This window comes from Exiguobacterium sp. EA-TM-5 (assembly GCF_053878415.1).
Genome location: NZ_CM132670.1, coordinates 2,344,412 through 2,367,782, shown reverse-complemented (window position 1 = coordinate 2,367,782; position 23,371 = coordinate 2,344,412). Strand labels below are relative to the sequence as shown.

Here is a 23,371-nt window from a genome sequence, read left to right as displayed (position 1 = left end):
CGTCTGTTTTTTGTCGAAAACAGGGATGACCTTGGGAAATGCGAAGTAGTTAGTGAGAAGGGGGATATCACATGAAAGAACGCATCGTTATTGGGGCGGGACCGTATCATAATAATCCAGGATGGTTTCATACACAGGAAGAGGAGCTGAATCTGCTCAATCGGTCCGATTGGGAGAGATTGTATTCGAGCGACACGTTGCAAGCAATTCTTGCCGAGCATGTTTGGGAGCATTTGACGCTCGAAGAAGGAAAGGAAGCAGCACGACACTGTTACGCCTATCTTGCGCAAGGGGGATACGTCCGTTGTGCAGTACCAGACGGTTATTTTCGGGATGAGGCCTACCAAACAATCGTTCAAGTCGGTGGTCCGGGTCCTGCTGACCATCCAGCAGCGAGTCACAAAATCGTTTATACGTCTGAAACGTTACAGCATGTATTTCAAGAAGCTGGGTTTCAAGTGCGACTCCTCGAATATTTTGATCAAGATGGAGTCTTTCATCAAGCGGACTGGGATGGTGCGGACGGTATTATATTTCGGTCGAAACGATACGATCCGCGAAATGCAGAAAAATTGAGTTTTCCATCGTTAATTTTGGATGCAATCAAGTTAAATGTGTAATTGTTAAAGACCATCTGACGTATACTTGTCAGATGGTCTTTTTATTCATAGTCCATGTTCAGTTTTTAGTTGATCGACATATTGTTTCGCTTCGAGTAACGATAAACCGAGTGATTCCCTAACCCGTTTGACGGCTTCGACCATTTTGCCTTCTTTAAGTAACTGAACCAGTTCGACTTGTAAGGCTGCCTCTTCTAAAGACACCTCATTTAGACCGAGATGCTCCTCGATTCTTTGTAATTTCTTTAAAATGGTTTGTTGACGGCGTTTCGCTTCGTCCGCTTTTTGCGATAAAGACATCCAGATGAAGAACAATACGATGAGTGGTGCGAACGTGACGACAGAATCCATAGTGAACACCTTCCTTTGTTCCACCGTACCATAGGAAATGAAGCATAACAAATAGTGGAAAATGATATGGAAATTGATTATGCTGATATAGTGGAAAATAAAGGGTTAATATGGAAAGGAGATAAATGTAGTGGACAATGTGTTAGTGACATTTTTGCCGTTCTTGATTCAAGTCGGACTGCTCATGGTGCTGTTCTTCTTCGGAACGTTCGGTCTGTTTTTCTTCGTCAAGCGCAATTCGTATCACAGCAGTCGTTATTATCGGTTAACACGAGAGCCGTTTTTGCGAATCGTCCGTGATAAAGGAAAATGGGGAGAGTACTTGACGACACGTCAACTCGATCAAGTATCGGGATATGGGACTTATGTGTTTAATACATACTTACCGCGTGCGCGGGGTGAAGGCACGACAGAGATTGACGTAACATTCATTCATGAAAGTGGCATTTATGTGCTCGAATCGAAAAACTATAGTGGGTGGATTTTCGGGCGTGAGCAGGATCGTCAATGGACGCAGCAGTTCCAGAATCGCTTTAAACAACGCTTCTATAATCCGATCAAACAGAATGAAGGACATCTTAAGAGTATGCAACGCTTTTTAGAGGGAACAGATCCTGCGCTTTTCCATTCATTGATCGTCTTTAGCGAACGATGTGAACTGAAAAAAATCACGGTCGATTCGGCACATGTTCGTGTCTTGAAACGAAACGTCTTACGCAAAACGATTGAACGGCTCGCGACTGAAAAACCATTGACGCCGAGTCAGGTGGATACGATTGCAGGAAAACTTGGTGTGCATTCTCAGGTCGATCGTGCTACACAGCAGGCGCATATCGAAGGAATCCGTCAACGTCAGTCCAAATGAAGTCGTTGACTTGACACCTCTCATTCAGGTATAGTGAATAAATAATAAGTAGTGCAACTATATGGAGATGATGGGATGAAGGAATCGGAATGGTCGCTTGGGATGCAACTGTCCCGCAGTTATTACGCGTTCAAACGTGCCGCTGCTAAACGGATGGAAGCGTTCGGTCTAACGCCGGAACAGTTTTCTGTCCTGAGTGAACTTGCTAAACAAGATGGTGTTTCGCAAAAACAACTGGCACTCGTGACAGAACGTGATCAGACGACGATTGGTAAGATTCTCGATAAACTTGGTAAAAAGGAATTAATCGTTCGGACACCAGATCCACGGGACCGGCGAGCCGTTCTCCTTTTGATGACGCGTGAAGGACGCGACATCGTCGATCGTCTCGGTCCAGAGCTTGATCAGTTACAACTCGAAGCGTTCCGTGGACTATCGCGACAGCAAATCGAACAACTAAAGGAAACACTCGAGACCATTCACCGGAATGTGACGTGAATGGTTTTCCTTCGGATATATAGTTGCACATGATATTATAAGTAATGCATATAAAAAGGAGATAGAAAGATGAAAGCATGGAAAGATGTCTGGTCTATGACACAAACGAAAGTTGGACTCGTCTTCGCAATCGTCGTCCCGCTCTTGTTCCTCGTCGTCTGGATGACCGGTTACCAAGGCACGACGGAACGGCTTGATCAATTAAATGTCGGGGTCGTCGGCGAAGCGAATGATCCGTTCGTCAAATCATTAAAGGAAGCGCCATTTACGGTCCAAGCACTCGCGACGGAAGAGAAAGGATTGGAAGCACTCGATGCCAATGAAGTTGATCTCGTCCTACAAAAAGATGATGCAACGCGTCAACTGACGGCACACGTTAGTCAGACGAATGCTGAGTTCGCGAATGCGATTCTCGAGCGGGCGACAGAATCAATCGGCAAACAGTTGAATGGCGAACCGACGTTCACGACGTCGATCGTCACGGAACATGCTGTTTCGGATTTTGCCTTATCGATGCTGCCACTCATCCTCGGTTTTGTCATCTACATCGCGACGATGACGATGGGGATTCAGTTCAATCTCGTTAGTACGATATTAAGTAGTCGTCATACGCAACGGGATCTCTTTTGGAGTCGGCAACTGCTACACGGCATCGTTCTTCTAATCGTGCCGCTGCTCCTCGTCTCAGTGGCACATCTATTGACGGATATTACGACACCATTCATGAAGTTGTGGGCGTTCGAGCTCCTCGTCGTCGCAACTTGTATCGCTGTCACGCAGATGAACTTTGCGATATTTGGACCGATTGCGCCACTCGTTAACGTCGCATTGATTCCGTTTCAATTGATGACTGCCGGAAACATTGTGCCGGCAAAGATGTTGGCACCGTTTTATCAATCGCTCGGAACGTTTCTCCCAGTGCCGAACGCCGTTTCCGGGTTCAGCCGTTTATTGTTCATGAACGGGGACATCGGTTCTCAAGTAATGTCCTTATCACTGATTGCTCTTGGTAGTTTTATCGTGACATATGTGATGATGGTTTGGAGAGAGCGACGGCAAGCGCAACGTCTTGTTGCATAAGGGAAGCTGAAAAGAAGGTTTTAAAGACAGAATCGTCATCGAGTGAGATGGCGGTTTTTCTTTTTGAGACAAGTTTGTTTGACACTCCCACGATTAAAACCGTGGGATTCTGAAGTGCTTGTGCGAGCGCAGTCCATTTCTGTTTTGCTCAAGCCTTCAGATGAGGGTGTGCCACCACCCCTCCTGAGACAGACCGTATAGGTTCTCAGGCTGATTGACTGTTACCGTCAACCACAGGTCGTTGCAGGTGTGTCCACCTGATGTGTTAGCGTCTTTTGCGTAACGACAGGCATCGTTTTACCGGTCACATGTTTTCGTGACCGAACCGTCTACGATTTTCAAGGTGCGATGGACACAGGCGTTTTAGAGACTTGTACTTGTCTATGCGGTAGATGTACCCGAATGTCGGATGTGAAAACATCCGAACTCACTTTCATCCCATGCCTTAAGGCGGACTATGCCCGATATGGGATTTCCCGTTCGTAAATTCTGTAAAAAATCATTGCATAACGAAATCGTTATATAATAATATGGTTATGTAAAAGAAGTAGAAAATTAAAATTCTATTGTTCGAACATCTTGTGTCACTTATGGACCATATAGAGAGGAGGAGTTTTTATTGATCGAGACAGCCAAACGGGTGGAAGAGATGAGCCAATTCTTTAAATTACTAAGTGATGGAACACGGCTTGAAATTTTGCGAAGATTACATGTTCGGGAACATTGCGTCTGTGATTTCGTCGAACTGTTTGATATTTCGCAACCGGCAGTCAGTCGTCATCTAAAATTATTGCGTCAGTCCCAGATCATCTTGGAACGACGGGAACGACAATGGATATATTTTCGAATCAATCCAGATCACCCGCAACATCAGTTGTTATTGACGATTCTAGGAACGATGGACATTCCAGACATTCCGCAAAAAAGCTGCTAAGACGTCATGTGACTAAAGAAGAAGAAAGATTACCACGAGCGATGGATGGGAATTGAAGTCATATCGCTGTAACACTAGATCACATGCTTTAAGGACTATAAATCATTAACAGAACGAACCGAAATTTAATACAGAAATGAAGTGAACGCATTGACCGGTACACACTTATTAGCGATTGGAATCTTTCTGATCACCTTATTCTTAATCATCAAACAACCTAAAGGACTCGGCATCGGCTATTCAGCGATGGGCATGGCGCTCGTTGCACTATTAACGGGAGTCGTGAATCTCGATGACGTCTCGACGGTCTGGGGTATCATCTGGAATGCCACCTTTACCTTCATCGCCCTCATCATCATCTCGTTGATTCTCGATGAGATCGGATTCTTCGAATGGGCAGCCCTGCATATGGCACGGATCGCAAAAGGGGGCGGTGTCAAACTATTCGTGTATATGACATTGCTCGGGGCAGTCGTTGCAGCGTTATTCGCAAACGATGGAGCAGCCTTGATCCTGACGCCAATCGTTCTCGCGATGGTACGTCACTTGAAATTGCCAGATTACGTCGTGTTAGCATATGTATTTGCTTCCGGCTTTATCGCTGATACGGCAAGCTTACCATTCGTCGTCTCGAACCTCGTCAATATCGTCTCGGCGGATTTCTTTGACATCGGCTTTACAGAATATGCGTCTCGAATGGTATTCGTCAATTTCTTTTCTGTCATTGGTAGTCTGATCGTCTTATATCTCTATTTCCGTAAAAGTATTCCGAAGAATTATGATGTCGCGCAGCTCGTCGTACCTGCGACAGCGATCAAGGACCATCGAATGTTCAAGTTATCCTGGTTCGTTCTCGCTTTACTTGTCGTCGGATACTTCACGAGTGACGTCATCGGTATTCCAGTCAGTCTTGTCGCTGGAGTCATCGCCTTGTTCTTCTTGTTGATGGCACGTCGTTCACCGAGCGTACCGACGAAAAAGGTCATCGGTGGTGCTCCGTGGGCGATCGTTTTCTTCTCACTTGGGATGTACATCGTCGTATATGGTCTGCAAAATGCCGGATTAACACAAGTGCTCGCTGACATCATTGATGGCTTTGCGACGAATCTAGCAGCTGCGACATTTGGTATGGGCTTCTTAGCTGCCATCTTGTCGTCGATCATGAATAACATGCCGACTGTCATGATCGATGCTCTTGCGATTGATTTAAGTCAGGCAACCGGAACGATTCGCGAGGCACTCATCTATGCGAATGTCATCGGTTCCGATCTTGGTCCGAAGATTACGCCGATTGGTAGTCTAGCGACATTGCTCTGGTTACACGTACTTCGGACGAAAGGCGTGAAAATTGGCTGGGGACAATACTTTAAGATTGGTACGATCCTGACGATTCCGACACTTGCCATCACATTGCTTGGCTTATATATCAGCTTGATACTTTATTGATTTTGAGGAGGAACTAGATATGAAATTAATGATTATTGGTTCGGTTGCTGCCGGGACATCGGTTGGAGCAAAAGCACGTCGTAACAGTGAAGAGATGCAAATCACGATTTATGACCGTGACCAAGATATCTCGTATTCGGGGTGTGGAATTCCTTACTTCGTTGGTGGAGAAATCGCTGATATCGATGACTTGACACCACGCGATGCTGCTTTCTTTAAAAAGCGGTATAACATCGATATTCATACACAACACGAAGTTGAATCGATTGATCATGCGACAAAAACGGCGACGATCGTGAATCTTTTGACAGGGGATCGGTTTACGGACACGTATGACACGTTAGTGCTGGCAACCGGTGCGTCAAGTATCGTTCCGCCACTACCAGGTGTCGAGCAGGAGAATGTCTTTACCGTTCGAAATGTCCGCAATGCCGACGCGATTCGGTCCTATATTGACGCCCATGATCCGAAAACGGCAACGATCGTCGGCGGAGGATTCATCGGTCTTGAGATGGCTGAGCAATTGACGTACCGGGGCATTCAAGTCACGCTCGTCGAACGCTTGCCGCAAGTCATGCCGCCGCTTGATCGCGATATGGCAGAACGCGTAGCCGATCATTTAAAAGATAAAGGAGTGTCCCTCTTGCTCGGTGAATCAGTGACAGCGTTCAACGGAGAGGAACGCGTTTCTGAGGTCGCGCTTGAGAGCGGAAAAACGATCGAGACCGATCTCGTCATTCTGTCTGTTGGCGTCAAGCCAAACACAGGTCTTGCGAAGCAGATCGGTGTAGAACTTGGTCAGACCGGTGCAATCGCGGTCAATCAGAAAATGCAGACAAATGTTGCCGATGTCTACGCAGTCGGCGACGTCGCGGAGAGTTTCTCCGTCATCACGGGTGAAGCGATTTACCGTCCGCTTGGGTCCACCGCGAACAAGATGGGACGGATTGCTGGTATGGTCATTACCGGAGAAGAAGCGGAGCACCGTGGTATTTTAGGAACGGGTATCTTCAAAGCCTTCGATTTGACGGTCGCTCAAACGGGTTTGACGGAAAAAGAAGCGCGTGAATCAGGGTATGACATTGAAGTACTGCATAATATCAAACCAGATCGTCCAGAATACATGGGCGGTAAAGAGATGACGATTAAAGCGATTGCCGATCGAGCAACAGGACGAGTCCTCGGAGCTCAGATCGTTGGTCCGCAAGGTGTCGATAAACGGATTGATGTCCTAGCGACAGCGATTACTTTTAAAGCGAAAGCGGAAGACTTGTTCCATCTCGATTTAGCTTACGCTCCACCGTTCGCGACGACAAAGGATCCCGTTCTTTATACAGGGATGGCGCTTGATAATGCCATCAAAAAAACAGCGCGTTTGATGACGCCGAATGAATTGATCGATCAAGTCGCAAGTGGAAAGGCGTTCCAAATCATCGATACACGCTCAAAAGCACAATTCGAGAAAAATCATGTCGATGGAGCGATTCATATTCCACTCGGTGAACTAAGGATACGGGCGAAGGAATTAGATCCGACGTTGCCGACGATTGTCTATTGTAATAAAGGGGTAACCGGGAATGCAGCGCAAAATGTCTTGAAAAATCTTGGTTTTACGGATGTTTGCAATTTATCAGGTGGTAACAAGAACTATCAACACATCAAAAAGTGTCTATCATAATCTTGCACCATGTAACGTACCGACCCTATTGGTTTAGGGGTCGGTACGTTTTTTTGTTGCTAATTCAGTTAAAATAGGATATTTTTAGTATATCGGAAGACGATATAACGGAAGACGTAGTAAGGAAGTGGGAAAATGGCACGCACAATCCAAGAGACAGCATTAACTGAGGCTGTCTATTATATTTTACTGTCACTTCAACAACCCCGTCATGGCTATGGCATCATGCAATTCGTCCAGGAATTGAGCAACAACCGGGTCAAGTTAGCTGCCGGTACGTTGTACGGCGCACTCAGCAGTCTAGTCGATAAAGGCTGGATTGAAGCCATCGAGCAAGAAGCAGGGCGAAAGAAAGAGTACATCATGACGAATCAGGGGCGAGAACGACTAGTAGCGGAGCTAGATCGACTAAAAGAACTCGTGCGACATGGACAAGAAACGATGGGAGTGGATCAAGGTGAACAGTAAAACGGTCTATCGCTTTTATGCTGATTATGCGAAAGAAGAAGTATGGTTAAACGAGATGGCAAGCAAAGGCTGGTACTTACAGAAGTTTCGACTCGGACGTTATGTATTTGTTGAAGGCAAACCTGGCATGTATACGTATCGAATCGAATTGTTAGAAAACATGCCAAAACATCCGAAGTCGCAGGAGTACTTTGAGTTTTTAGAAGAGATGGATATTGAAGTCGTCGATACATCGTTCCGCTGGGTCTTCTTAAGAAAACGGACCTCAGATGAACCGTTTCATATGTACTCTGATTTTGATTCACAGATCCATCACGAACATCGAATTTTACAGCTTTATAAAGTCGTTTTTTTGGTTAATATCATTGCAGTAATCATTAACTTGTTTAATCCGATCACAGACACGATGATCTGGTTCAATCTCGCAATCGTGACGGGTCTCTCATTCGTAATGCAACGCCATGAACGTAAAATTCAAACATTACGTGGGTTGCGTACCATTGCTGAGCAAGATTAAACATCGGAATCTAAGCAAGCGAGGAAGCTTCAAGTTCTTTTATTACTGACGACTACTAATAATCAATTTTATCGAAAAAGCTCACGTCTCGGATATTGAGACGTGAGCTTTTGTATTAGAACAACTCGTTAATTGGTGTGTCACCTTCGAGTAGTGTGACGACTTGCTTCGAGGCGTTGTCGTGACCGATCGCAGCTAAAATGACACGGGCGACGTCCTCGCGTGGAATTTTTTTAGTCGCTTGCTCGGACGGATCCGTCGTGACGTTTCCTGTTCCGGCTTCATCCGATAGTCCGCCTGGACGAAGAATCGTATAGTTAAGTGACGATTCCTTCAGGACACGATCGGCATAACGTTTCGCGATGTAATACGGCTTCATGCTGTCGGACCATGTTTCCGGCGAATCGGCATTTAAGGCACTGACCATGATGAACTGTTTCGCATTGATTGCTTCCGCTGCTTCAATCGATTTGACGGCACCGTCGAAATCAATCAGCATCGTCTTGTCGGCTCCTGTATGACCGCCTGATCCTGCGGTAAAGATGACGACATCTGATCCTTGTAATGCTTCCGTGATCGTTGCGACGTCGGCTTCAAGATCGAGGTGGACCGGTGTATGACCGAGTTTCTCAAAATCACTGAACTGGTCCTTGGAACGTAATCCTACTTTGACATCGTGCTCCGAATCTTGCAGTAAGCGAGCAGCATGACGACCTACTTTTCCATTTGCACCAATGATGAAAATCTGACTCATGTTCCATTCCTCCATTTCACGATTTGATGATTCTGTATCAGTATGGAAAAGACGAGGCGATTCTGTAAAGGGAGACGACTTATAGAACTGTAATCGTCATCAAAATATCTTTTTAATGCTTTTATGCATAAAATCGTCAAATTATCTTGAAATCACGTGTAAGTGTGGTAGGATAATGACTATTACCCACACCGAAAATCGTTTAGGCTAAATTGTAGCAATATTCGGTGAATGGGAAACGACGAAACAGAAAGGAGAGATACGATGAGAAAGAAACCATGGCTATTAGCTGGACTTGTCCTGACAGGCGTTGCCGCTTGGATGATCTGGAACCAACAGACGGATGCCGAAGCACATGACATCTTCGAAGACCAAAAACTGGTCGTCGGAACGACGGGGGATTATAAGCCCTTTACATACTGGAACGAGGAAAAAAATCGTTATCAAGGCTTTGATATCGAAGTCATCCAAGCTTTTGCTAAAGCAGCGGATCTTGACGTGACGTTCGTCAAGACGTCATGGCCGACGTTATCGGAAGATACGAAATCAGGCAAGTTCGATATCGCAGTCGGTGGGATCACGAAGAAAGTTGAGCGCGAGGTCGTCGGAGACTTTACGTCATCGTATTTCTCCTTTCAAAAAGCACCGCTCGTAAAAAAAGAAGATGTCAAACGCTTGAATTCGCTTGCTGCAATCAATAATCCATCAGTCAAAATCGGTGTCAATCCAGGTGGGACGAACGAGGCGTTCGTGAAGAAACATTTTCCAAAGACAGATGTGACCGTCTTTGAAAACAATTTAGACATTCCAAAAGCCGTCCAAAGTGGTCAAGTCGACGTCATGGTGACCGACGACATCGAAGCATTGCATTACGCAAAAGAACTCGATCTTGCGGTGCCGAAACTGACAGAGGCATGGGAACCAGCCGAGATGGCGTATTTGATGAAACCGGGACAAAAGCAGCTTGGAGATGTCTTCCGCGTCTGGATTGAAAGTGCGGAAGGGCAAGAACAAGTTCAAAAATTGAAGGAAAAATGGAACATCGTCTCGACACATGAGACGGTTGGAGCGAAAGGAGCGGGAGCACATGAGTAAGTTAGGATGGATGATCGTCGGAGGTGGCGTCTTATTTGCCAGCTTACTGACGCTATGGCAAGCGGAGCAACCACGACGTGTACAAGCGAAGAACGTCTTTGCGACGAAAAAAATCGTCGTCGGCACGACCGGAGATTACAAACCATTCACGTACTTGAACCGGAAGACAAACGAGTACGAAGGGTTCGATATCGAAGTCATCCGCTCTTTCGCGAAAACGACCGGTATCGACGTCGAATTCGTTCCAACGACATGGCCGACACTTTCTGCTGATCTCGCAAGTGGTAAATTCGATATGGTCGTCGGTGGTGTGACGAAGAATATCGAGCGGGAGATCATCGGTGATTTCACGTCGAGTTACCTATCGTTCCAGAAGACACCGCTCGTCCGTAAAGAAGATGCTGAACGCTTCGCTTCGATCGAACAGATCAATCGTCCAGACGTCACTATCGGTTTAAACCCAGGTGGAACAAATGAGCAGTTCGTCCGCAAGACGTTTACGAAAGCGAAGATCGTCATGTATGAGCAAAACCTTGATATTCCGCTTGCTGTTGCCTCAGGCGAAGTCGATGTCATGATCACTGATACGGTCGAGGCGATTCATTATGAAGCACTCGATCAACGTCTCGCAGCACCGACGATTCAGGAAAAATGGATTCCGGCGGAAAAGAGTTATCTCGTTCGGGAGTCGGAAGGGGACGTCGTCGATGTTTTCAATCTCTGGATGCAATCGCACGAAGGACAGGAAGAGATGGAGCAATTAAAAGAGAAATGGCAAGTAGCGTCGTAAGTGGATCGTGTCTCCTAACAACAGGAGGCACGATTTTTTAATGAAAGGAATTTGATGGAAAAAGGCGAACAAGTATGTAGAAGTAAACTAGGAGGAAACCGATATGTTGAAAAAGGGAACATCGAAACAATGGCTCATCATGACCGCTCTTCTTGCCTGTGTCACTTACGCATGGATTGTCATCGGAGAGTCATGGATTAACCCTACGTTGTTATTCGCAGGGGCGATTGTATTTGCGAGTAGTACAGTGCTTTCGTTTAGTCTTTCGTTAGCACGAGCCGTTCGATTAAAAGGAATCGGATTTAAGGTGATGCTGGTATCAATCGTGACGACGCTCTTAGTGTCTGCTGGTGTCGTATATGGTGTATACCAAATTGTAGCGTAATAGTTAAAGATTTAATCAAGGCACCGATTCAGGTGTCTTTTTTGATTCGCGAACATAAAAAACGGGAAAATCTTGGACATGACTTTGAATTTGAGGAAAGAAGGAATGAAGATGATTCATGTCGAGAACTTGACGAAGACGTACGATGGAAAGGATGTCGTCAAAGGGATTTCGTTCGACGTGCAAGCAGGGGAGATTTTTGCCTTTCTTGGACCGAACGGTGCTGGGAAATCGACGACCGTCCAGATGTTAACGACGCTGATTCCGATTTCTGGTGGTCGAGCGACGATACAGGAATTTGATGTCGTCAAACAAGAAAAACAAGTCCGTTTACAAATTGGAGTTGCCCTTCAAGATACCGGTATTGACGAAGATTTGACCGGTCTTGAGTTACTTGTCTTACAGGGGAAGTTGTTCGGATTGGGTCAGGCGGAAGCTAAGAATCGGGCAGAGGAATTGTTGCAACTCGTCGGACTCTCTCAGGACGGACAAAGACGGTCTGGCACTTACTCTGGTGGGATGAAACGACGGCTTGATCTCGCCTTGACACTCGTTCACCAACCGACAGTACTGTTTCTCGACGAACCGACGACTGGGCTTGACCCCGCGAGTCGTGTACAAATTTGGAACGAGGTCCGGCGTTTAAACGAAGAGTTCGGCACGACGATCTTTTTAACGACACAATACTTGGAAGAAGCCGATCAACTAGCAGACCGGATTGCGATCATCAACGAAGGGCAATTGATTGCGGAAGGAACGGCAGCAGAACTGAAGGCGGCAAACGGAGAGGAACGGATCGAGTTGACACTTGCTGAAAAAGCAGATGAGCAGTTGGTCTTAGAAGTATTCGCTGGTCGTCAGGAGAAGGATCGTTTGATCATCCCTTCGCGTGGAACGGAGACATTACGCGCTGTTGTCCGCTTTCTTGACGAGCGGAAGATGGTCGCTACGTCACTCGTCGTCAAACAACCATCGCTTGATGATGTCTTCATTCGTTTGACCGGACAAGCCTATAAGGAGGAATCGTGACATGATACGAGAAACATGGTTTTTGATGCGACGGAGTCTCCTCGTGACGTTACGCAATCCGTTCTCCTTTATCCCGAACTTAATCATTAGTGTCTTTTTCCTGCTCGTCTATACGAGTGGTCTTTCCGGCATCTCGAACTTACCTCAATTCGATGGCGTCGATTATTTAAACTTCATTCTTCCTGTCTCGATCGTCTCGGGTGCTGTCGGCGGAGCAGGGGGTGCTGGTCAAGCGCTCGTCAAGGACATCGAGAGCGGATATTTTGCTCGGCTCTTATTGACACCGGTCTCGCGAACTGCAATTGTCCTCGGACCGATGCTAGCCGGGATGTTGCAATTATTCGTTCAAACGTTATTGATCTTCGGGATGGCATTCTTGCTCGGTCTATCAATTCCGGTCGGTGTCAGCGGCTTTTTCTTGACGATTTTACTCGCGCTCGGCTTCGGACTCGCCTTTGCTGGTTATTCGGTCGGTGTAGCCTTAAAGACACGTAACGCACAAGCGGCACAAGCCGGAACGCTCTTGTTCTTTCCGTTGATTTTCTTGTCGACGACGTTTGTACCGAAAGACTTAATTGAAGCCGAGTGGCTCAAGATTGCTGCGACGATCAATCCGACGACCTATATCATGGAAGGGATGCGCAGTGTGTTAACCCGTCCAGACATCGATTGGTCCGTTTACTGGCAAGGTTTGATTGTAGCTGCTGTTCTAAGTATCGCGATGGTGATCTTTGCTGCGTTGAACGCGCGAGGGGCACTGAAAAAATAAAATGGACCCGCTTTTAAACGGGTCCATTTCGTGCGGCTATCTGATTAAGGATCTTATTTTAAATCGCGTTTTTCTTCCTCTTCTTTCGACGATTTACTTTTTGCTTCGAACTCAGAACGTGTCATGACATCTTCGACATGCATGTTGATTTCGATGACATCGAGTCCAGTCATATCATAGACTGATTTTTTGATTTTCGTTACAGCGTCTTGGAAGATCGATGGAATGTTTTTGCCATATTCGACGATGACTTTTAAATCGAGTGCGACTTGTCGTTCGCCGACTTCTGCGTCGATTCCTTTTGTGATGTCTTCTGAGCTACGGAAGCGATCTGTCAACCCACTCATGAAGCCACCGCTCATTGAAAGGATTCCTTTGACATCATTTGATGCAATACCAGCAATCTTTTTGATGACTTGATCTTCGAATGTGAGTTTATTTTCGCGTACTACTTCGTTTTCGTTTTGTTTCGTGTTGATTTCGTTAGCCATGAGAAATCTCTCCTTTTAATGTTTGTTAACTGATTTTTACTGCTATTTACGTTCAGTCCCGTTGAAAGAACTGAATCCATCCCTCGACATCAAGGGCATTGTCTCGCCATTGACCAATCAAGAAACCGATTGTTGCGAACACGATGATTAACAACGTTGGTCCAAAACCGATCGTCAAGAACAAGATGGCGAGGATTAGTCCGACTAGTCCACCGAGTAGTCGGTAGCGATACGGACGAAGTGCTTCGCTCGTTTTCATGATCTTCCTCCTCCCTTGTCTTAGACGACACGTTCAGACGTTTTTGTCTTCGTGTCGCTAATACGGACACGTGTTTTTGTGACGGGCAGTTCAAGTAACGATTCGACCGCATGTTTGGCGCGTTCTTGAATGTCTTTCCCGATTGTTGGTAATCCTTCTTTACCAAAGACGGAACAGTCGACTTCGAGAGCAACTGTTTCTTTTTTTGAGTGGATGTCCGCATTCACGCGTGGGGACCGAACCCCGTTGATACCACGAATCGACTCAAGTGCCGTTCGTTCGATCGTCTGTTTTGAGATCGTGATGTTGCCGTCACCGGTTTGAATCAGAAGGCGTTGTCCTTTAGACTGGCTAAGCAGTCCAGTGAATAATAGAATGACAAATACGAATGCTAGGAAGCCACCGAGCGATAAAATCGTGTAGCTGTACCATTGTTGATCTTGCCACTGTTCAATCAGAGGACTGAGGCGTGGAACATCATAAACGCCGAGTACAAGAAGACCGACGCTGATCAAACCGAGAATGCCGATCAGAACGAGTAGGAAACGATTGAATCCGTTCATGTTACATCTCTCCTTTCTGTCGTTAAATTGTTTTAATCGTTTTGTGCTACACATGAAATATTATGTGTATGGTGAGTTTATTCCCGTTCAAAAGACCTTAAAACATCAAAATGCACTTTGGGTAAATAGATTATATTTTCTGAAAATTAGTCTGTTTATTAAAAAAATAGTAAATGAAATATGACATTTAACGAAAAAATCATGAATGATTTGGCGTTCTAAGGTGAATTGGTTCGTATTTGATTTGCTATCATGAATAAAAAGTGATGTCAATATAAAAAATAGGAAACACAAAAAGCCTCTCATATTGCTATGAGAGGAAGAGAAATACGATCACTTTTCGATTTTTGGTACTTTTACGACGTAATAGATCGTACTTAAAATCAAGAAGACGATACCGATTAAGATGGAAACGCGTGTCTCGTCATTGAACAACATCCCGACGAGTACTGTCACGAGTGCAACGATCGATAGATAGTTCGTCACTGGAGCTCCTGGCATCTTAAATGGATGTGAAGCTGTTCGTTCACTTTCAATTTTGCGATAACGAATATGACTAATCAAGATGGCGAACCACGGTACCATCCCTGGAAGTACCGAAGCGCTGTAGACATATACGAAGATATTCGTATCTTTCCCGAGAACGAGCGGTAAGGCGATATCAAGAATAACACCGAAGAAAATCCCAATAGAAATCGCGAAGACCGTATAGAATGGAATTCCACGTTTGTTGACTTTCAAGAAGAAGGACGGTACTTGTCCTTTTTCAGCCAATGCATAGATCATCCGACTTGCGCTGAATATCCCTGAGTTACACCCAGATAACGCGGCTGTGATGACGACGAAGTTGATGATACCAGCAGCAATCGTGATACCGACTTTTGCGAATGTCGCAACGAACGGACTGCCGAGATCTGACAACTCATTCCACGGATAGACCGTGACGATGATAAAGATCGATCCGACGTAGAAAATCAAAATCCGCCAGACGACACCATTGATCGCCTTCGTAATGTTCTTTTCTGGATCTTTCGTTTCTCCAGCTGTCACGCCAATCAACTCAACACCGATGTAAGAGGCAAAGACGATTGAGAGGGCAAAGAAGAAGCCGGTGAAACCATTCGTGAAGAATCCACCGTTCGCCCACAGGTTCGAGAAGCCGACTGGGTTTCCGTCGTTTCCTAGACCAAAGAAGATGATTCCGAATCCGGCGACGATCATTAGAAGAATCGTTATTACCTTGATGGAGGCAAACCAGAATTCGAGCTCACCGAACATCTTGACCGAAGCGAGGTTGGCGAGTGTCAAGAGAATGATGACGACGACACCTGGAATCCAAGTCGGTAATTCCGGCCACCAGAATCGTAAATAGGTGCCGACTGCGATGACTTCACTCATCCCGACGACGACCCAGTTGAAGATGTTACTGCTTGCTGTCAAAAAACCAGCAGCTGGATGGATATAATCATTTGCGAACTTTGCGTACGAACCGCTGTGAGGATGGGTGTAGACCATTTCACCAAGTGCACGCATGATAAAAAAGATAAAGACTCCTGCTAGCATGTACGCAAGTAAGACGGATGGACCTGTCCAAGCAATCGTACTCGATGCTCCAAGGAACAGACCCACCCCAATCGTTCCTCCAAGTGCAATCATTTGTACTTGTCGTGCTGTTAAATCGCGTTTCAAATTCGAACTCATCATTTCCCCCAAAAAACTGTGACGTCATAATGTTCAGACAACTTGCCCGAATAACTATAACGCTGAGTATACTATCCTCGGATAGGACTCGGCTAGTCTTTTTGAAAATTTGAAATAGATGTTTCAAAAATCAGAAATTTATGAAACAAACATGTAACAGCTTTCATTTGTTGGCAAGTAAAGCGGAGAGGTGTCGATCGAGCTTACCGAAATATAACTGATTTGGTGTCGATAAAACAATCAAATCATGTCGCATTGTAAGTTCACCTGACAGGGTTTCACCTTGTTCTGTCATGAAGCGAATCGAGCGGATTGGCTGAAAGACCGTTCCTTTTTGTTGAAGTAACTGGACATCATCGTGATCGGCAGCAAGGAGATACGTATCATGACGAGCAAACTGCGAGAACGCAATTGTTGGTGCCTCACAGACTAAATCGTCCTGACCAATGCGAACAAACCGGAAGTCGGAATAATAGAAAAACCAAACTTCTTTAGAAGAACAGACATTCAATGCATAGCAGTCATCGATTGGATATTGACGATTCTTGTACTGGATCTGTCCTCGATCGTTAAAGGCAACAAGACCAAATGCTCCGTTCGAACTCGTCATCGCATCGGCATAAACTCCCTCATCAAAATAACTGACCCAAATCTGACCTTGTTCATCGATTTGGACGCTCTGAATCCCATCGTCGAGACAATAGCTATCGAGCAAGTGACCTTGGACATCATAAATGAACGCGTTTGGCATCCATGAGCCATCGATGTCGTCATCACATCGCGAGGCGACGAGCAGTAGGCGACCATCCGGAAAACGATCGACGAATGAAAAATCAGTCTCTGATTGAGCGACGATCGTCGTCTTCCGCCATTCGTCCTTTAATTGATGGATGGATAAAACGGTTCGACCACGGGCTTCATCCATCGTCTCTTCAACGAATAGGATATGACCGTCGACACTGATTCCTGTCGCGACTGGACTGCCGTTTCGGTAGGATGCAGTCAATCGACGTAACGGAAAATGAGCAAGTGGGGATGTGAGCATGGCAGGACCTCCTGTTTGTTTAAAAAAACAGTCCGTCGTAAGACAGACTGCTAGTTGTTCAGACCGTTCGTTGACGGCGCTTGAAGATGACATAAATGATGATTAAGACGACAGCGGCAATCAACACGCCGTTCGTGTAAGGTGCTGCGACTTCCTTGATCGAGCGCCAGTTCGTCCCGAGAGTTTCCCCGAGATATAAGAATAGGATTGACCATGGAATGATCGCGAGGACTGTATAGAGAGAAAACTTTGTTTGGTCCATCTTCGCAAGACCAGCCGGAATCGAAATGGCATGGCGGACGACGGGAATGAAACGAGCACCAAAGATGACGCCCTGTCCGTATTTCAAGAACCAACGCTCGGCTAAATCCAAGTGATGCTCTGAGATCAAAACATACTTTCCGTATTTCAGGATCAGGGGACGACCACCGTAGCGCGCGAACCAGTATAAGAATAATTGCGAGAATAATCCACCAATGACGGCGGCGACGATGGCGAGCGGCCAGCCAATCGTTCCTTGGGAGATCATGAATCCACCGTAAGAGAGGACGATTTCACTCGGTATGATTTCAATCATCAACCCGAGGGCGATGCCGAAATATCCGAGATCGGCAAGCGAAAGTAAAATTTGGTTGACGACTTGGGATAACACGTAAGACAACTCCTTTGTATCAGTTCATTCCTTTATTTTAGAGAACTGAAGATAAAATGAAAAGGAAAAAAACGGAGACAATTCAAAAGACGGATTCGCTATGCCAGCGAACCCGTCTTGTTTTTATAATACGACCGCAGCGATCGTACCGAAGATGAGCAATGGAATGTTGTAGTGAAGGAACGTCGGAATGACCGTTTCTCGCATGTGATCATGCTGACCATCGGCATTTAGACCACTGGTCGGTCCGAGTGTCGAGTCAGATGCTGGACTACCTGCGTCACCGAGTGCGCCGGACGTACCGATGATGGCGATCGTCGCTTCTAAGCTGAATCCGTACTGGATACAGAGCGGAACGAAGATGGCTGCAATGATTGGAACCGTTGAGAAACTTGATCCGATCCCCATCGTGACGAGAAGACCGATCAAGAGCATGATGAAGGCAGCAACAAGTTGTGAATCGCCCATCAACGCTTTCGAGTTTTCGACGAGCGGTTCGATATCGCCTGTCTTACGCAAGACGTTTGAGAAACCGTTCGCTGAAATCATGACGAATCCGATGAATGACATCATCCGCATACCGCGTGTAATGACGTCATCAGCTTCACTGAAGCGAACGAGACGAAGCAGCAAGAAGAGGATGAGTCCGGTCGTTGCAGCGAGAATCATCGACTCCGTTTGCAATTGGACGATCAACGTCGCGATGACGACGATCCCACTTAATACAAGTTTTGTTTTCGTGATGACCGGAATTTCATAATCGTCCGGGGCGATGTCACGCATCTCATACGTCCGTTCTTTGCGGTACGAATACAATCCGATCAAGAGACCGACGACCATACCGAGTGCTGGAATCGCCATCGCCTCGATGACGGATGCTCCTGTTGTATCGAGACCATTTGCCTTCAGGTTCTTCAGTAGAATCTGGTTAAGATAAATGTCTCCGAATCCAACTGGTAAGAACATGTACGGTGTTACAAGACCAAATGTCATGATGATTGCAATCCGACGACGATCCATCTTCAACTGATTGAAGAGACCAAGAAGCGGCGGAATGATGATTGGAATAAACGCGATGTGGATCGGTAAGACGTTTTGTGAACTGATTGCGATTAATAGAATCGCGAACAAGATGAATCCTTTTAATTTTTTGACGGAAGCGGCACTTGCGTTACCACGTGAACGCGCAATCAATGCGTGCGCGAGAGCATCCGGTAAACCCGTTTTCGAGAGAGCAACGGCGAAAGCCCCGAGCAACGCGTAGCTAAGGGCAATTTCTGCCCCGTCACCAAGACCACCAGCAAACGCTTCGGTTGTTTTTGTTAAATCAAGACCACCGACGAGACCGCCGGCAAACGCACTGATGACCATCGCGAGCACGATGTGGACGCGGAAGATCGCTAAAATAAATAGTAAAAAGACGGCAAACAATACGGCGTTTATCATTCAGTAAAACCACACTTTCTTTTGTTATCACTGTACTATACTAAAGTATCTTACAGCCATGTTGGAATGCTGTCAAGAGTAAAAGTCTGACCTCGCAATAAAGAGCTTCTCGATGTGCTTTCTAGCTTTTTATAGGGCGTCACATTTTTTAATACCCGGAAGCACGAAGCGAGAAGCATTTTGATCAATGACATTTACGTTTAAGAAAAAACGTGCCATCCTTCTCCGTTTAGAGAAAAATGACACGTTGTTATCAGGCTGAGACCTAAGAAAATACTGAAATTTGTTTGCGTTTCTTCTATAAGAAAGTGCTTAGCAATCGACGACGTCGAGTTTACCGGTACCTGGATCGATGACGAGTCCGTGGACGTTCGTACCAGGTGGCAGTAATGGATGGTTCTTCACGAGGCTGACCGAATGGGCGACGCTTTCTTGAACTGACGTGAAGCCACGCAACCATTGATTCAAATCAACACCTGATACTTCAAGCGTGTGAAGAATCTGCTGGTCGATACCTCGACCCTTCATCTCGCTGATCATGTGTTTGGGATCAATCGTGCTCATACCACAGTCGTGGTGACCGATGACGACGACTTCTTCAGCACCAAGTGCATACAACGCGACGAGAATCGAGCGCATGACGGAACCGAATGGATGCGATAGGATAGCGCCGGCATTTTTGATAATCTTCGCATCCCCGTTTTTTAAACCGAGTGCGTGTGGAAGAAGCTCCGTCAAACGGGCATCCATGCAAGTTAAGATGACGACTTTTTTGTCCGGGAACTTATCCGAGACGAATTGCTCATACTGTTTTTCGGCGACGAATCGCTCATTGAAGGCTAGCATTTCCTGTACGACTGACATTCAAGTGTCCTCCTTTAGTGGTAGCTCTTAATATGTACCCCATATCAGAATACAAGATGACGAAACGGCTATCAAGTCAGGAAAATGCGAGGTGTGATAAATCGCACAGTTTGTCGTGTCTAGAACGGAATGACAGAAAAGTAGACCGGACAATAGATGTAAACGCTATCAATGGTGTGAGGGAATTCACAGGATGGTCATGCACAAAACAGGAAAAAGGGGTTATGATTGATTTGTGAAGGAAAGCACAAACTATTGAAAAACAGCTTGGCATTCCTAACATAATGGTTGGCAAATCAAACTCAGATTCGTTCCACGACAGGGAGGAAACCACTCATGGCTGTGAAAGAAAAAACAAAATCGACGGCAACACCGGTCGAACAAGCAGTTGGACAAATTGTTGAAAAAGGACAACTTGCGTTACAGGAATTAATGACATTCGATCAAGAAACAATCGATACGATCGTTCGGGATATGGCACTTGCCGGACTAGAACGGCACGTTGAGCTTGCGCGTCTCGCAACCGAAGAGACAGGACGCGGTGTCTTTGAAGATAAAATGATTAAAAACATGTTCGCGACAGAATACATTTATAACAGTCTACGACATGAAAAAACAGTCGGGATTCTAGAAGAAGATGTTCAAAATGGTATCACATACATTGCTGAACCAGTCGGTGTCGTCTGTGGTGTCACACCAGTCACGAACCCAACGTCAACAACGATGTTCAAAGCATTGATTGCGATTAAGACACGCAATCCGATCGTCTTCGCGTTCCATCCATCAGCACAACGGTGTTCCGTTGAAGCAGCGAAAACACTCCGCGATGCAGCCATCAAAGCAGGCGCACCTAAAGACTGTATTCAATGGGTCGAAGAACCATCACTTGAAGCAACGAAAGTCTTGATGAACCATGAAAAAATCGCGATGGTCCTTGCGACAGGTGGAGCAGGAATGGTCAAATCAGCGTACTCAACGGGGAAACCGGCACTCGGTGTTGGACCAGGGAACGTTCCGTGCTACATCGAACAATCTGCGAAAGTTAAACGGGCAGTCAGCGATCTCGTTCTCTCAAAAACGTTTGATAACGGAATGATTTGTGCCTCTGAACAAGCCGTTATTGTCGACCAAGAGATTTATGCGACGGTCCGTGCGGAAATGGAAGCACTCGGTTGTTACTTCTGTACACCGGAAGAAAAACAACGCCTTGAAGCACTCGTCATCAAAACCGATACGTGTGCCGTCAACGCGGACATCGTCGGTAAACCAGCGACATGGATTGCAGAGAAAGCGGGCATCAACGTTCCGGAAACGACGGTCATGCTCGTCGCAGAACTTGAACATGTTGGTGCTGCAGAACCACTATCTCATGAAAAACTCAGTCCCGTCCTCGGTGCGTACCTCGTCGCATCAACCGAAGATGCGTTCACGATTGCCGAACAGATGCTTGAAATCGGTGGTCTCGGGCATACAGCCGTCATTCATACGACGAACGATGATTTGATGACAGCGTTCGGACTCCGGATGAAAGCCTGCCGGATCCTCGTCAACAGTCCATCTGCTCATGGTGGGATTGGTGATCTTTACAACGAGTTGACACCATCACTGACACTTGGTTGCGGATCATACGGTAAAAACTCTGTTTCTGAGAACGTAACGGCGAAACACTTACTCAACGTCAAGAAGGTGGCGAAACGACGCGTGAACATGCAATGGTTCAAAGTTCCTGAAAAAATCTACTTCGAAAAGAACTCCGTCCAGTACCTCCGGTCGATGACTGACGTCTCACGCGTCATGATCGTCACTGATCCGACGATGGTGCAATTCGGATATGCCGATAAAGTGATTCAAAACTTGCCGCAGTCCGTCAATTACCGGATCTTCGACCAAGTCGAACCGGATCCATCCGTAACGACCGTTCAGACGGGTGCTCAAGCGATGCGTGACTTCAAACCAGACTTGATCATCGCCCTCGGTGGTGGATCAGCGATGGATGCTGCAAAAGGAATGTGGCTCTTCTACGAACAACCGAACGAAACGTTTTCAAACTTACGTCAAAAATTCCTTGATATTCGTAAGCGTGCCTATAAATTCCCGACACTCGGTCGTCAAGCGAAGTTCGTCGCGATTCCTACGACGTCTGGTACGGGTTCAGAAGTGACACCGTTCACCGTCATCACGGATAAAGAGAAAAACGTCAAATACCCGATTGCTGACTATGCGTTGACACCAGACGTCGCAATCGTTGATCCAGAATTCGTCATGACGGTACCTGCTTCAATTACAGCTGATACCGGAATGGATGTCTTGACGCATGCAACAGAAGCATACGTCTCGGTTCTTGCGAACGACTACACGGATGGATTAGCACTGAAAGCAATCAAGATGATCTTCGAGTACTTGCCACGAGCATATGCTAACGGATCCGACGCCGAAGCACGCGAAAAAGTGCACAATGCGTCAACGATGGCAGGGATGGCATTCGCGAACGCGTTCCTTGGAATCAACCACTCAATCGCACACAAAATCGGTGGGGAGTTCCATACACCACACGGACGGACGAACGCGATCCTGATGCCACACGTCATTCGCTATAACGCGTCACGCCCAACGAAACTAGCAGCATTCCCGAAATACGAATCATTCGTTGCCGATGAACGGTATGCGGACATCGCTCGCTACCTCGGTCTTCCGGCAACAACGACGGAACAAGGGGTCGAGTCACTCATTCAAGCAGTTGCCGATCTTGGACAACGCCTCAACATTAAGATGTCATTTAAGGCACAAGGTATTCAAAAAGCAGACTTCGAGGCAAAACTTGATAAGATGGCAGTCGATGCTTTCGAGGATCAATGTACGACAGCGAATCCGAAGATGCCGCTTGTCACTGAATTACGGACGATCATGGAACAAGCGTACGAAGGCATCTAAATAGAGAATAAAATACCATGGTACCTGATCGTTCAACCGGCCTCTCCATCTGAGAAGTCGGTTTTTATTTTGGGAAAGGATGGAGACAGTCGGAGAAAAGGTGGGATATAATGGATGTTGAATGAATTTGATGTTTTTGG

General features: G+C 46.2%; 25 protein-coding genes. 15 read left to right on the top strand and 10 right to left on the bottom strand.

The features are described 5' to 3' along the window. The first annotated feature begins 71 nt into the window (after positions 1-71). Positions 72-620 (top strand): class I SAM-dependent methyltransferase, encoded by a 549-nt coding sequence (locus ACV3PA_RS12540; protein ID WP_053453042.1) that lies wholly within the window; start codon positions 72-74, stop codon positions 618-620. 45 nt (positions 621-665) lie between these two features. On the opposite strand, the gene ACV3PA_RS12535 is transcribed toward ACV3PA_RS12540, so the two are convergent. Then, complete coding sequence (locus ACV3PA_RS12535; protein ID WP_053453043.1) at positions 666-971, bottom strand: hypothetical protein; 306 nt, start codon at positions 969-971, stop codon at positions 666-668. 130 nt (positions 972-1,101) lie between these two features. Between ACV3PA_RS12535 and ACV3PA_RS12530 the strand changes: the two genes are divergently transcribed. From ACV3PA_RS12530 to ACV3PA_RS12495, 8 genes are all read left to right on the top strand, one after another. Then, positions 1,102-1,836 carry a nuclease-related domain-containing protein gene (locus tag ACV3PA_RS12530; RefSeq protein ID WP_456124990.1) on the top strand — a complete coding sequence of 245 codons (735 nt, stop codon included), beginning with the start codon at positions 1,102-1,104 and terminating at the stop codon, positions 1,834-1,836. A gap of 75 nt (positions 1,837-1,911) precedes the next feature. Continuing rightward, on the top strand, positions 1,912-2,334 hold the full coding sequence (locus ACV3PA_RS12525; RefSeq protein ID WP_053453045.1) for a MarR family winged helix-turn-helix transcriptional regulator: 423 nt from the start codon (positions 1,912-1,914) through the stop codon (positions 2,332-2,334). Positions 2,335-2,403: 69 nt separating this feature from the next. After that, positions 2,404-3,414, top strand: a complete 1,011-nt coding sequence (locus tag ACV3PA_RS12520; RefSeq protein WP_053453046.1) for a hypothetical protein — start codon at positions 2,404-2,406, stop codon at positions 3,412-3,414. Between the two features lie 619 nt (positions 3,415-4,033). Beyond that, positions 4,034-4,348, top strand: a complete 315-nt coding sequence (locus tag ACV3PA_RS12515) for an ArsR/SmtB family transcription factor (protein ID WP_456124989.1) — start codon at positions 4,034-4,036, stop codon at positions 4,346-4,348. A gap of 141 nt (positions 4,349-4,489) precedes the next feature. Further along, positions 4,490-5,794 (top strand): arsenic transporter, encoded by a 1,305-nt coding sequence (locus ACV3PA_RS12510; protein ID WP_456124988.1) that lies wholly within the window; start codon positions 4,490-4,492, stop codon positions 5,792-5,794. Positions 5,795-5,813: 19 nt separating this feature from the next. Next, on the top strand, positions 5,814-7,472 hold the full coding sequence (locus ACV3PA_RS12505) for an FAD-dependent oxidoreductase (RefSeq protein WP_456124987.1): 1,659 nt from the start codon (positions 5,814-5,816) through the stop codon (positions 7,470-7,472). A 135-nt stretch (positions 7,473-7,607) separates the two neighbouring features. Continuing rightward, entirely contained in the window at positions 7,608-7,940 is a 333-nt protein-coding gene (locus tag ACV3PA_RS12500; protein WP_456124986.1) for a PadR family transcriptional regulator, read from the top strand. Further along, a complete protein-coding gene (locus ACV3PA_RS12495) occupies positions 7,930-8,457 on the top strand; it encodes a DUF2812 domain-containing protein (RefSeq protein WP_456124985.1) in 528 nt (175 codons plus the stop codon). The genes ACV3PA_RS12500 and ACV3PA_RS12495 overlap by 11 nt, the downstream gene beginning before the upstream one ends. A 115-nt stretch (positions 8,458-8,572) precedes the next feature. Here the strand turns inward: ACV3PA_RS12495 and ACV3PA_RS12490 are convergent, their stop codons facing one another. Further along, on the bottom strand, positions 8,573-9,211 hold the full coding sequence (locus tag ACV3PA_RS12490; RefSeq protein ID WP_053453052.1) for an SDR family oxidoreductase: 639 nt from the start codon (positions 9,209-9,211) through the stop codon (positions 8,573-8,575). Positions 9,212-9,475: 264 nt separating this feature from the next. On the opposite strand from ACV3PA_RS12490, the gene ACV3PA_RS12485 reads away from it, so the two are divergent. The 5 genes from ACV3PA_RS12485 (at position 9,476) to ACV3PA_RS12465 (ending at position 13,279) form a co-directional block, all read left to right on the top strand. Beyond that, positions 9,476-10,306, top strand: coding sequence for a transporter substrate-binding domain-containing protein (locus tag ACV3PA_RS12485; protein ID WP_456124984.1), 831 nt, complete (start codon positions 9,476-9,478; stop codon positions 10,304-10,306). After that, on the top strand, positions 10,299-11,096 hold the full coding sequence (locus ACV3PA_RS12480) for a transporter substrate-binding domain-containing protein (RefSeq protein ID WP_456124983.1): 798 nt from the start codon (positions 10,299-10,301) through the stop codon (positions 11,094-11,096). The genes ACV3PA_RS12485 and ACV3PA_RS12480 overlap by 8 nt, the downstream gene beginning before the upstream one ends. A gap of 103 nt (positions 11,097-11,199) precedes the next feature. Next, a complete protein-coding gene (locus ACV3PA_RS12475; protein ID WP_456124982.1) occupies positions 11,200-11,481 on the top strand; it encodes a hypothetical protein in 282 nt (93 codons plus the stop codon). A gap of 111 nt (positions 11,482-11,592) precedes the next feature. Next, positions 11,593-12,510: an ATP-binding cassette domain-containing protein gene (locus ACV3PA_RS12470; RefSeq protein ID WP_456124981.1), complete on the top strand. Its 918-nt coding sequence runs from the start codon at positions 11,593-11,595 to the stop codon at positions 12,508-12,510. A 1-nt stretch (position 12,511) separates the two neighbouring features. After that, positions 12,512-13,279, top strand: coding sequence for an ABC transporter permease (locus ACV3PA_RS12465; RefSeq protein WP_456124980.1), 768 nt, complete (start codon positions 12,512-12,514; stop codon positions 13,277-13,279). 53 nt (positions 13,280-13,332) lie between these two features. On the opposite strand, the gene ACV3PA_RS12460 is transcribed toward ACV3PA_RS12465, so the two are convergent. The 8 genes from ACV3PA_RS12460 to ACV3PA_RS12425 all read right to left on the bottom strand — a co-directional run bounded on the left by ACV3PA_RS12460 (position 13,333) and on the right by ACV3PA_RS12425 (position 20,300). After that, complete coding sequence (locus ACV3PA_RS12460; protein WP_456124979.1) at positions 13,333-13,770, bottom strand: Asp23/Gls24 family envelope stress response protein; 438 nt, start codon at positions 13,768-13,770, stop codon at positions 13,333-13,335. A 52-nt stretch (positions 13,771-13,822) separates the two neighbouring features. Beyond that, entirely contained in the window at positions 13,823-14,029 is a 207-nt protein-coding gene (locus tag ACV3PA_RS12455; protein WP_238239525.1) for a DUF2273 domain-containing protein, read from the bottom strand. A 20-nt stretch (positions 14,030-14,049) separates the two neighbouring features. Next, on the bottom strand, positions 14,050-14,592 hold the full coding sequence (gene amaP, locus ACV3PA_RS12450) for an alkaline shock response membrane anchor protein AmaP (RefSeq protein WP_456124978.1): 543 nt from the start codon (positions 14,590-14,592) through the stop codon (positions 14,050-14,052). 333 nt (positions 14,593-14,925) lie between these two features. Continuing rightward, positions 14,926-16,296, bottom strand: a complete 1,371-nt coding sequence (locus ACV3PA_RS12445; RefSeq protein ID WP_456124977.1) for an amino acid permease — start codon at positions 16,294-16,296, stop codon at positions 14,926-14,928. Between the two features lie 160 nt (positions 16,297-16,456). Beyond that, positions 16,457-17,338, bottom strand: coding sequence for a hypothetical protein (locus ACV3PA_RS12440; RefSeq protein ID WP_456124976.1), 882 nt, complete (start codon positions 17,336-17,338; stop codon positions 16,457-16,459). Positions 17,339-17,396: 58 nt separating this feature from the next. Continuing rightward, on the bottom strand, positions 17,397-17,990 hold the full coding sequence (locus tag ACV3PA_RS12435; protein ID WP_456124975.1) for an undecaprenyl phosphate transporter UptA: 594 nt from the start codon (positions 17,988-17,990) through the stop codon (positions 17,397-17,399). Positions 17,991-18,113: 123 nt separating this feature from the next. Further along, positions 18,114-19,433 (bottom strand): Na+/H+ antiporter family protein, encoded by a 1,320-nt coding sequence (locus ACV3PA_RS12430; RefSeq protein WP_456125975.1) that lies wholly within the window; start codon positions 19,431-19,433, stop codon positions 18,114-18,116. Positions 19,434-19,748: 315 nt separating this feature from the next. Further along, a complete protein-coding gene (locus ACV3PA_RS12425; RefSeq protein ID WP_238239534.1) occupies positions 19,749-20,300 on the bottom strand; it encodes a beta-class carbonic anhydrase in 552 nt (183 codons plus the stop codon). A gap of 336 nt (positions 20,301-20,636) precedes the next feature. Between ACV3PA_RS12425 and adhE the strand changes: the two genes are divergently transcribed. Next, positions 20,637-23,231: a bifunctional acetaldehyde-CoA/alcohol dehydrogenase gene (gene adhE / locus ACV3PA_RS12420; protein WP_456124974.1), complete on the top strand. Its 2,595-nt coding sequence runs from the start codon at positions 20,637-20,639 to the stop codon at positions 23,229-23,231. Positions 23,232-23,371: the final 140 nt, after the last annotated feature.

What these genes read in the sequence shown, in the direction of transcription:
- ACV3PA_RS12475 (WP_456124982.1), top strand. Translation starts at nt 11,200, where the DNA reads ATGTTGAAAAAGGGAACATCGAAACAATGGCTCATCATGACCGCTCTT.
- ACV3PA_RS12445 (WP_456124977.1), bottom strand. Translation starts at nt 16,296, where the DNA reads ATGATGAGTTCGAATTTGAAACGCGATTTAACAGCACGACAAGTACAA.
- ACV3PA_RS12520 (WP_053453046.1), top strand. Translation starts at nt 2,404, where the DNA reads ATGAAAGCATGGAAAGATGTCTGGTCTATGACACAAACGAAAGTTGGA.
- amaP (WP_456124978.1), bottom strand. Translation starts at nt 14,592, where the DNA reads ATGAACGGATTCAATCGTTTCCTACTCGTTCTGATCGGCATTCTCGGT.
- adhE (WP_456124974.1), top strand. Translation starts at nt 20,637, where the DNA reads ATGGCTGTGAAAGAAAAAACAAAATCGACGGCAACACCGGTCGAACAA.
- ACV3PA_RS12485 (WP_456124984.1), top strand. Translation starts at nt 9,476, where the DNA reads ATGAGAAAGAAACCATGGCTATTAGCTGGACTTGTCCTGACAGGCGTT.
- ACV3PA_RS12490 (WP_053453052.1), bottom strand. Translation starts at nt 9,211, where the DNA reads ATGAGTCAGATTTTCATCATTGGTGCAAATGGAAAAGTAGGTCGTCAT.
- ACV3PA_RS12500 (WP_456124986.1), top strand. Translation starts at nt 7,608, where the DNA reads ATGGCACGCACAATCCAAGAGACAGCATTAACTGAGGCTGTCTATTAT.
- ACV3PA_RS12460 (WP_456124979.1), bottom strand. Translation starts at nt 13,770, where the DNA reads ATGGCTAACGAAATCAACACGAAACAAAACGAAAACGAAGTAGTACGC.
- ACV3PA_RS12455 (WP_238239525.1), bottom strand. Translation starts at nt 14,029, where the DNA reads ATGAAAACGAGCGAAGCACTTCGTCCGTATCGCTACCGACTACTCGGT.
- ACV3PA_RS12425 (WP_238239534.1), bottom strand. Translation starts at nt 20,300, where the DNA reads ATGTCAGTCGTACAGGAAATGCTAGCCTTCAATGAGCGATTCGTCGCC.
- ACV3PA_RS12505 (WP_456124987.1), top strand. Translation starts at nt 5,814, where the DNA reads ATGAAATTAATGATTATTGGTTCGGTTGCTGCCGGGACATCGGTTGGA.
- ACV3PA_RS12535 (WP_053453043.1), bottom strand. Translation starts at nt 971, where the DNA reads ATGGATTCTGTCGTCACGTTCGCACCACTCATCGTATTGTTCTTCATC.
- ACV3PA_RS12525 (WP_053453045.1), top strand. Translation starts at nt 1,912, where the DNA reads ATGAAGGAATCGGAATGGTCGCTTGGGATGCAACTGTCCCGCAGTTAT.
- ACV3PA_RS12470 (WP_456124981.1), top strand. Translation starts at nt 11,593, where the DNA reads ATGATTCATGTCGAGAACTTGACGAAGACGTACGATGGAAAGGATGTC.
- ACV3PA_RS12440 (WP_456124976.1), bottom strand. Translation starts at nt 17,338, where the DNA reads ATGCTCACATCCCCACTTGCTCATTTTCCGTTACGTCGATTGACTGCA.
- ACV3PA_RS12540 (WP_053453042.1), top strand. Translation starts at nt 72, where the DNA reads ATGAAAGAACGCATCGTTATTGGGGCGGGACCGTATCATAATAATCCA.
- ACV3PA_RS12480 (WP_456124983.1), top strand. Translation starts at nt 10,299, where the DNA reads ATGAGTAAGTTAGGATGGATGATCGTCGGAGGTGGCGTCTTATTTGCC.
- ACV3PA_RS12465 (WP_456124980.1), top strand. Translation starts at nt 12,512, where the DNA reads ATGATACGAGAAACATGGTTTTTGATGCGACGGAGTCTCCTCGTGACG.